This is a genomic window from Chloroflexota bacterium (genome assembly GCA_014360805.1).
Taxonomy (GTDB): Bacteria; Chloroflexota; Anaerolineae; order DTLA01; family DTLA01; genus DTLA01.
On sequence record JACIWU010000044.1, the window covers coordinates 20,394 to 29,125 of the forward strand.

The window sequence follows — 8,732 nt, forward strand, 5'->3', positions numbered from 1 at the left end:
ACCTTGTCACCTTCCTTTCGCTTGAATAATCCTTACTCCAGTTGCCGACGAGGGTTCAAACTACAGGGATTCTATCACCCCCTTTCCGCAATCACGCGCCTTTGGCTCCACAACCGAATGACTAAAGCCACACGGCGCCCGTTTCTGCACCACGCACCCTTTCGCGGTAGGCGGCCAATACCCCAGGCGCCGGATGATCGGGGCGCGCCAACGGTAACTTCTGCCTGTCGCGCAGTTCCTCGTCTGAGATCAGCAGGGTCAACCGCCCCTCGGGCACGTTGATCTCTACCATATCGCCATCGCGCACGTAGGCCAGCGGCCCGCCGTCCCAGGCTTCCGGGCAGATGTGCCCCACGCAAGGCCCGCGTGTCGCCCCCGAAAACCGTCCGTCCGTGATCATCGCTACCGACGTGTGCAGCCCCATCCCCACGAGCATCGCCGCAGGGATGGACAGTTCGCGCATCCCCGGCCCGCCCTTCGGCCCCTCGTACCGCACCACCAGCACCGAGCCCGGGCGCACCTCTTTGGTCAGCATGAACTCGCGCACGTCCTCTTCCGAATCAAAGACCACCGCGGGGCCCCGATGCACCAGCATACTCGGCTCCACGCCGGTCTTCTTGACCACCGCCCCCAGTGGGGCCAGGTTGCCCCGCAGAATCCCAAAGCACCCGTTGGGCGCAAGCGGCTCCGTCGCGGGCCGAATCACCACGCCGTCGGGCCGAGGCGCAGCACGAAGCGCGCCGCCCAACGTGCCCCCCATCGCCATTGGCACGCTCAAATCCAGCCAGTCGCGGATGACGCCCAGCAGCGCGCGCACCCCTCCCGCCATGTGATAGTCGTCCATGTTGTACTGCGCCGAGGGCTTGAACTTCGCCACCACCGGCACCGACGCCTGCAGCCGGTCAAAGGCCGCCAAATCCAAGTCAATGCCCATCAGCGACGCGAAGGCCAGCGTGTGCAGAATGGCGTTGGTGGAACCACCCGACGCGGAGATGTACTTGATGCCGTTCTCCAGATTGGCCCGCGTGAAGAACTCGCCGAAGGGCCTGCGCTCGCGCACCAGCGCCACGATACGCTCGCCCACATCCCGCGCCTGCCGCGACTTGGCCGCGTCAAAGGTCAGCATGGTCGCCGAACCGAACGGCGCGAGGCCCGTCGCCTCCAGGAAGCAGCCCATCGTGTTGGCCGTGCCCATCATGGAGCACGTCCCACACGAAGCGCAGAAGTGCTCCTGCCAGTCCTCAAAGGTCGCGTCGTCTATCTCCCCCGTCCGCCGCTTGCCGATGGCTTCTTTCAAATCCGAGGTAACCACGGTGCGGTTGCCCATGCGGTAGGGCAGCATGGCGCCGGCAGTAATGAACAGAGTAGGGATGTTCAGGCGAATCGCGGCCATCACCATGCCGGGGATGATCTTGTCGCACGACGCCAGCATCACCATCCCCTGGAACCCGTGCGCGCGCACCATGGCCTCAATGGAGCCTGCGATGAGGTCGCGCTGGGGCAGGATGAAGTGCTGGCCCGGCCCCTGCGCCATGCCGTCGCACGGCGCAGGCACGTTGAACTCACCCGGCGAGCCGCCCGCCGCCCAGATGCCCTCCTTGACCCGCTGGCTCAGGTCCTTCAGCGGCAAGTGGCCCGGGTTCACGTCGGTCCACGAATTCACCACGGCGATCTGCGGCTTGTCCAAATCCTGCTTGCGGTAGCCCACCGCGTGCATCAGCCCGCGGTAGTAGGCTTCAGTGATCTCTTCCGGTCGGCCCCGGTGCTCCGCCATGGCGCTACCCTTTCCTCTTGCGGAATTCCACACCCAGAATGCGCTCAAAGACCTTGATCATGGCCCCTTTGTCCTCGTCGCCCAACCCCTGGGCCAGCGCCATCTGGTACGTCGTCGTCGCGGCGTGCACCATAGGCAGCGGAATCCTCTGGTGCGCGCTGATCTCCGCCGCGCTGATCATGTCCTTGTACGCGTGCTTCAGCGGATAGCCCTCGTCAAACTTGTTGCCCAGAATGCGCGGCGTGAAGAACTCCACGGCGAAACTCCGCCCCGTGCCGGTTACGATAACCTGCGCGATCTTCTCCGGGTCCAGCCCCAGTTTCACCGCCATCGGCAGAATCTCCGCCATCGCCGCGCAGGCCGTGTTGAACAGCAACTGGTTGATGAGTTTCGTCAACTGGCCGCTGCCCACCTTGCCCATGTGGATAATGGTATTGCCGATGGCCTGGAACACCGGATACACCGTCTGGAAGACCGCCTCATCGCCCCCGAACATCACGGTCAGCGTGCCGTCCTTCGCCCGCGCCTCCATGCCCGACACCGGCGCGTCCACGAAGACCACCCCTTGCTGCGCCAGGCGCTCGGCGAACCCCAGCGTCGCCATGTACCCGATGGTGCTCAGGTCCACGACGATAAGCCCGGCCTTCGCCCCCTCCGCGATTCCGTCGGCGCCGAAAAGCACGCTCTCCACCACTTGGGTGTTGGGCAGGCTCAGGAACACCCAATCCACCTGCCCCGCCATCTCTTTGGGCGACCGCGCAGCCTTCGCGCCGGCCTCCTTGAGGGCATTGACCGCCGCCTCGCTGATGTCATACACGGTCAGGTCAAACCCCGCCTTCAAGACATTCAGGGCCATCCACTTGCCCATCTGCCCAAGACCGATGAACCCAACTCTTGCCATAGTCTCCCCCAGTCTCGTATTTCTCGTCCGGCTAGAGGCCCAACGCCCGCGCCGGATTGTCGGCCACCATCGTGCGGATGTCGCGCTCCGACAGGCCCAGATTCAGCATATCTTTGATGTAAATCCCCATCTGCTGCGCCGGCACCGGATTGAGCCACTGCCCCGAATCGGTGGACATGATGCAATGCGCCGGCCCGATAGCCTTGATGGCGTTGTACAAATCCACCACCTTGATGGGGTGGGCCACCTGGCGCGTCGTGTCGTTGTACACGTGCTCCAGGTACGTGGCCCCCGCGTCCAGGATGGCCTTCATGTCCTCCACGCTGTAGGCCACGAAACTGGCGCACGGGTGCGTAACGACGATCTTGCGCACGCCGCGCTCCGCCGCCGCCCGCACAAGCACCATCGCCTCCTGGATGGTGATATGGCCCGTCGCCAGCATCACGTCCCATTTCGCGATGAGGTCCAGGATGGGATACACCTCGTCCTTCAGGCTCCCGTCCGGCTTGAGGATGAAGATTCCCTGGATGTCCTCGCCCAACTGCGCCGCCAGGTTCGCCACGTGGCTCTTGTTCTCAATGAACTTCTGCGCGTGGAGCGTGGGCATCCACACCACCTTCGCCCCCAACTTCAGCGCCACGTCCACAGCATGAGGGTTCAGCCCGCCCACCGTCAGGTTCAGGGCAATGCCGCCGAACACAGGAAAGCCCGCTACCTCCGACGCCACCTGGGCCCGACTGGCTGTCTCCACGAAGTGGTTCTTCACCAGTATCGCCCGCATCCCCATTTCCTTGGCCTGCTGGGCCAGTTCCACATCGTTCAGAATGCGGGGATACACGTCCGGGGCCGAGTGAATGTGCAGGTCAATGGCCCCTTCCAACAACCCCATTACCTTGTCATCAAACCGAAGGCGCATCGCGCTCCTCAACCGTGAATTCGCCTAGAGTTTCCCGTCGGCGCCCCTGCCGGTAACGATCCATTTGCCATACGGGAAGTGGCCCACCTTCACATCGGGCCCGTACTTGTCCCTCACGCGCTCCCACGCCTCTTGCAGCGAAGTAACCGCCGGTATCTTCACGATCTCAAAGTCAGGCAGGCGCTCCGGCTCGGTAACGACGATAACCTCCTTGCGCGCCATGACCTCAATGACCGGCAGCCACAAGCACGCGTGCCACAGGGCCTGCTTGCCGTAGAACACGTCGTCGTACAGGCGGCGCATCGCATCCCTGGTCGGCGGCATGTAGTCCTTGGCGTAGGCGTAGTGGGCCAGCCCGCCGGGCACCGGAGTCGCCACGATGATGGTGCCGCCGTCGCGCACGAACGGATCCAGGTTGGCAATGGGCCAGCACGCATGGGCGAAGAAGCGGTCGCCCGGGAACGAGCCGCTGATGCCCACGTCCAGCGCGCCGCCTGGAATCTTCGCGGGGTCAAATGCGTAGCGCGCGTTGTACTTCTGGACCGAGGCGCGGTGCGCCGCCAGGGTATCGCCCGCCGTCAGGTCTATCAGTTCCATCTTGGGGTTAAAGATGGCCAGCAGCGACATATCCAGCCGCGCCAGCGCCATCGCCTCCTCAATGTCCTCCCGGAAACGGTTGAGCGGCGGCTCGTACCCCACTTTCATCGTCGGCGAGGTCATCAGGCGGTGGTGCCACTCAATGGTCTCAAAGGAACTCACGCCGGGCAGAATCATGCTCCCGCCGCCGCCGTAGCCCCACAGCGTCGCCTGCGTCATCGTTACCGCCAGCCGGAAGTCCGCCGCTAGGAACCGCTTGTGCACGCTGATGGGCGACCCGTAACTGGTAACGCCCACGAACTCAAAGTCCCACGTCTCGCGCGCCTTGCTCACCACTATGGGAATGCCCGACGACAGAATCTCCTTGCCCAACTTGCGCTCCAACTCGCTCTCGCTCATTTCGCGGAGCGCGCCGCTGGCAATGAGAATCTCCACGTACTTGCCGGCTTCTTTGATCTTCTCCAGGATGGGCGGCAGAAGTTTGTACGCGGGGGTCAGGCGGGCAAAATTGTCCACGAGGATGACAACGCGGTTCGCCTTGCGCAGGCGCTCGGAGAATGGCGGGCCGGCAACCGGGTTCTCCAGCGCCGCCAGGATGGCGTCATTGAGGTTTGGCATCTCGCCGGGAAACGGCACGTCGGTGTTCAGGACAAGATTCTTGTCCGGCACCTCCAGGTCAAGAACCCCCTTCACGCCGTAAGGAACGTGGATGACTGCCATTGTCCATCTCCTTTCCGTTCGCACCTGCTGCGGTGCGCAATTGAGGATACTATGGAATTGTTATCCGCCGGCCAGGTTCAGAATCAGCGCGATTTCGTCCCCATCGCCAACCGGCGTCCGAAGCGCCTCGTCGCGATTCAACTGGACCGGCGCATCGCCCACGAAAGCCGTCCACGCCGGTACGACGTGCCCGCTCGCGTCATACAGGTAGCGCCGCATCTCGGCCCCGTACCGCGCCACCAGGGCGTCCAGCACATCGCCCACCGTCGCGGGCGCCTCCAGCGCAACTTGCACCCGATCCTGCCCCGCCGTGCCGTTGAGCGGCGGGTACAGGTGAACCGACAGGTTTACCGTGCGTCGCTGCTCACTCAACCTTGCCGCAGTCCGATACCGGAAGTTTGCCGCGGGCTTCCAGGTCGTCGGCGATGGCGTTCAGCCCCAGCCGTTCCAGGCCCGCGCGGGTGGGCAGCCCCGTGTCGGGATCCCACCGACGGTCCTCATAGTACTCGTCCAGGATGGCGTCAAACTTCTCCAAGTCAACGACGGCCCCGCCGCTCGGGCCTCCGCCCAGCAGCGGCTCCTCAAAGAAGCGCCGCGGGATCACGTCGTCGGCGCGGGTCGCACCGCACCGCGTGTTGTACGCCTTCTCCACGTTGAACGTGCGCTCGCCCGCCATGAGCATCTCTTCTTCGCTCAGGTTGCGCCCCGTGCAGGCGTTGTAGAATCGCGTGGCCAGGTGCACGCCCTTGCGGTACAGGTACGGGAACGTGGCCGAACGGTAGTACGCGAACTTGCACAGGCCCAAGATGTCGCCGATGGTAACGAAGTCTTCGCTGAACTTCAGCATCCTGCCCTTGCCGCGCACCCCTTGCTTGATGTCGGCCGCCTCCTCGGAGCCGAACCACTGGAGCGCCTCTTCGGGCCGCATGATCTCCTCAATGTACGGGTTGGAGCGCAGGTGATCGCTCCCGCGCGTGGATGTGGCGTAGGACACCGCCCGAACCGGCATCCCGCGCGGGTCGCCTGCCGTCATCTCGCCGCCCTTCACGTGCATGGCGAAACGCTCGCTGCCCCGCCCGATCTTGGCCGCCGCCCGCTTGGTGCCCTCCGCCAGAATGTTGGCCAATTCGCCCTGCCGCAGCGCGATCCGCCGCGTCAGTTCCAGCCAGGCCGCCTCGTTGCCAAACTCCAGCCTGAGACCCTCGGTCTCCTTCTCGGTCAAGATCCCGTTTTCAAAGCACTCCATGGCGAAGGCAATGGTATCGCCCGTGCCTTCGGTGTCCAGGCCGTAGTGGTTGCACTGATTGGACCAGGCGATGACCGCCTCTGGGTTCGTAACGCCGCACGTCATGGAGCGGGCGATGGTCTCCCATTCCAGTTTGGCCGTAACGCCCGCGTAGGGACCTGTGCGCACCCGATAGTCGCGGCGGCAGCGCACCGGGCACGCCAGGCACGCCCCCGCCTTGACCTGATAGTCCGAGCGGAAAATCTCCGGATCCAGCGTCTCCCAATGATACGCGCCGTAGCGCCAGTTCTCCGCGCCGTGGATACCGAACTTCACGCGGTGGCCCATGAAGCGGCACGTCCCGTACTTCGTCGCCGGCGGCACGTAGGGGTCCACGGCGATGGTATCCAGGTAGTCCTTGTACGCCGCCTTCAGCGCCGCGATGTCGGCCACGCCGATGTCGCCGGTGCCCCGTGTTACGATGGCCTTCAGGTTCTTGGAGCCCATCACGGCACCAAGGCCGCACCGCGCGCTCACGCCCTTGTCGGCCCCGTTGTGGTACACGCCGGCCAGCCGCACCAGGTTCTCGCCTGCCGGGCCGATGCTCACTGTGCACACATCGGCGCCGAAGGTCGTGCGCGCCCAACTGTGCACCGCCGACGTGAACTGACCCCGCAGGTGGCTCGCGTCGCGAATCTCAACCGTGTCGTTGTCAACATACAGGTACACCGGCCTCTCGGCCTTGCCCTGGAAGATGAGCACGTCGTACCCCGCGCGCTTGAGTTCCGCCCCCCATGACGCGCCCGAGTGGCCATCGCCGTGCATGTTCGTCAGCGGCGACCGCGCGGCAACCGTCGTGCGACTGGCCGCGGGCACCCCCGTCCCGATGAGGGCGCCGGGTGAGAAAATCAGCCTGTTCGCGGGGTCAAAAGGCTCCACCTCGGGTGGAACCTCCTCGTAGAGAATCTTGGACGCGATGCCGCGCCCCCCCAGGAACAAATCCGTATATTCGGGGCCCAGTTCCTGCGTCGTAATGGCTCCGGTGCTCAAATCCACCCGCAGAATCTTGCCCGCATACGAGTTCTTCTTCGCCATGATGCCTACCCCCTCTTCTCAAGTCGTTTCAGGACTGGCCCCTCGCCGCTGGGGGTGTTGCGTCGCAACTCGTCGCTCGCGGCCAGCAGCGCCGCAAAGCGCAGGCGATTGTGCTCGGATACCTCCTCGTCGGTCAGCGCGTCCAGCACATGCGACGGACAGATGTCCACACATGCCGGCGATTCCCCGCCGCACAGGTCGCACTTGATCGCCTTGTTCGTAACCGGATCCAGCGTGATGATGCCATAGGGGCAGGCCCCCACGCACGCCCCGCACGAGGTGCATTTCGCCTCGTCCACGACGACGATCTGCAGTTTCTTGTTCAGCACGATGGCGTCAAATTTGCAAGCCGCCTGGCAGGCGGGATCCTGGCACTGCTGGCAGGTAACCGGCACATCCACGCCGGTGGACAGTTCAGCAACCCGAATCCGCGCCCGGTAGGGGTTGAAAGCCCCAACGTGCTGAAGAGAGCAGTACAATTCGCACAGATGACACCCGCTGCAAATCCCCGTCGCCTCCCACGGGCGATTGGTATAAACAATCCGCTTCTTCTTTGCCATGAGATTCTCTCCAAATTGGATTTGGCTGCAGAGAGGGACACAAAGTGGAAACACGCTGTTTCTATCATCATAACACAAAAACCGGCTATACAACGTTGTAGTTGCATTGCAACAACGTTGCGCCATGGCGAGGGCCGCTGTGTTGGAACTGCGATACAGTGGCAAACAGAGGGCTATGAAGGCGAGTACAGGTATCCTTTGCCGCGAATGGTGCGAATCAGGCTCGGCCTCGCCGGATCCGGCTCTATCTTGCGCCTCAGCCGCGAGATGTGCGGGCGGATGATCTCGGCGGCCTCCCGTTCGGGCACATCGTATCCAAGCGCCGCTTTGGCCAGGCGGCGGCACGAGAACACCGTGTCGGGATTGCGCAGGAACTGGGCCATCAGCGCCATCTCATTGCCCGTCAGCGCCACGGTGCGGGCCTCCCTGCCATCCCTCGCCGCCACAAGCAGAAGCCCTTTCGCCTGATCCAGCGTAAGCCCGCCGGCTCGGATGAACCGCTCCACCCCCGTGTCGGCTGGAGGGCTGGCGGCGCTCTCCTCATCCTGCAGAGCCGACAGCGCATCCGCCATCACGCGAATCAGATGCTGGCGCCGCAGCCGTTCGTGGCGCTGTTGCAGGGCGCGGGCCACCGCCTCGCCGATTTCGCGGATGCTGCACGGCTTCAGCAGGTAGTCTGTCGCGCCAGACTTGACGGCGACCACCGCGCTTTCCAGTGTCGCATGGGCGGTCAGGATGATGATGAGCGTGTCGGGACATTCCTCGCGCACGCGCTTCATGACCTCCACGCCATCCAGCCCGGGCATGCGCAGGTCCAGAAGCATGAGATCATAGGGCGCCTCCGCCAGCCGTTCCAGCGCCTGCGCGCCTGATGCCGCGGCGTCGGCCTTGTACCCCATCAGATTCAACGCCCGCGTGATGGCCATCCGCGGCGTCGCTTCGTC

The 8,732-nt window shown here is 64.1% G+C and carries 7 protein-coding genes and 1 pseudogene; all 8 read right to left on the reverse strand.

Annotated elements, in window-relative coordinates; all coding sequences use genetic code 11:
* Nucleotides 1-121: 121 nt before the first annotated feature.
* Complete coding sequence (locus tag H5T65_08850; GenBank protein MBC7259344.1) at nt 122-1,774, reverse strand: dihydroxy-acid dehydratase; 1,653 nt, start codon at nt 1,772-1,774, stop codon at nt 122-124.
* Between the two features lie 4 nt (nt 1,775-1,778).
* Nucleotides 1,779-2,669: pseudogene (locus H5T65_08855) on the reverse strand (NAD-binding protein).
* A 37-nt stretch (nt 2,670-2,706) separates the two neighbouring features.
* Nucleotides 2,707-3,591 carry a cytosolic protein gene (locus H5T65_08860; GenBank protein MBC7259345.1) on the reverse strand — a complete coding sequence of 295 codons (885 nt, stop codon included), beginning with the start codon at nt 3,589-3,591 and terminating at the stop codon, nt 2,707-2,709.
* A gap of 24 nt (nt 3,592-3,615) precedes the next feature.
* On the reverse strand, nt 3,616-4,908 hold the full coding sequence (locus H5T65_08865; GenBank protein ID MBC7259346.1) for a DUF2088 domain-containing protein: 1,293 nt from the start codon (nt 4,906-4,908) through the stop codon (nt 3,616-3,618).
* A 60-nt stretch (nt 4,909-4,968) separates the two neighbouring features.
* Nucleotides 4,969-5,280: a MoaD/ThiS family protein gene (locus H5T65_08870; protein ID MBC7259347.1), complete on the reverse strand. Its 312-nt coding sequence runs from the start codon at nt 5,278-5,280 to the stop codon at nt 4,969-4,971.
* Nucleotides 5,273-7,228 carry an aldehyde ferredoxin oxidoreductase family protein gene (locus H5T65_08875; protein ID MBC7259348.1) on the reverse strand — a complete coding sequence of 652 codons (1,956 nt, stop codon included), beginning with the start codon at nt 7,226-7,228 and terminating at the stop codon, nt 5,273-5,275. Before H5T65_08875 ends, H5T65_08870 begins: the two co-directional genes overlap by 8 nt.
* A gap of 5 nt (nt 7,229-7,233) precedes the next feature.
* Nucleotides 7,234-7,788, reverse strand: coding sequence for a 4Fe-4S dicluster domain-containing protein (locus H5T65_08880; protein ID MBC7259349.1), 555 nt, complete (start codon nt 7,786-7,788; stop codon nt 7,234-7,236).
* Between the two features lie 173 nt (nt 7,789-7,961).
* Nucleotides 7,962-8,732: response regulator transcription factor (locus H5T65_08885; protein MBC7259350.1), on the reverse strand; the 771-nt coding region annotated here is incomplete at its 5' end.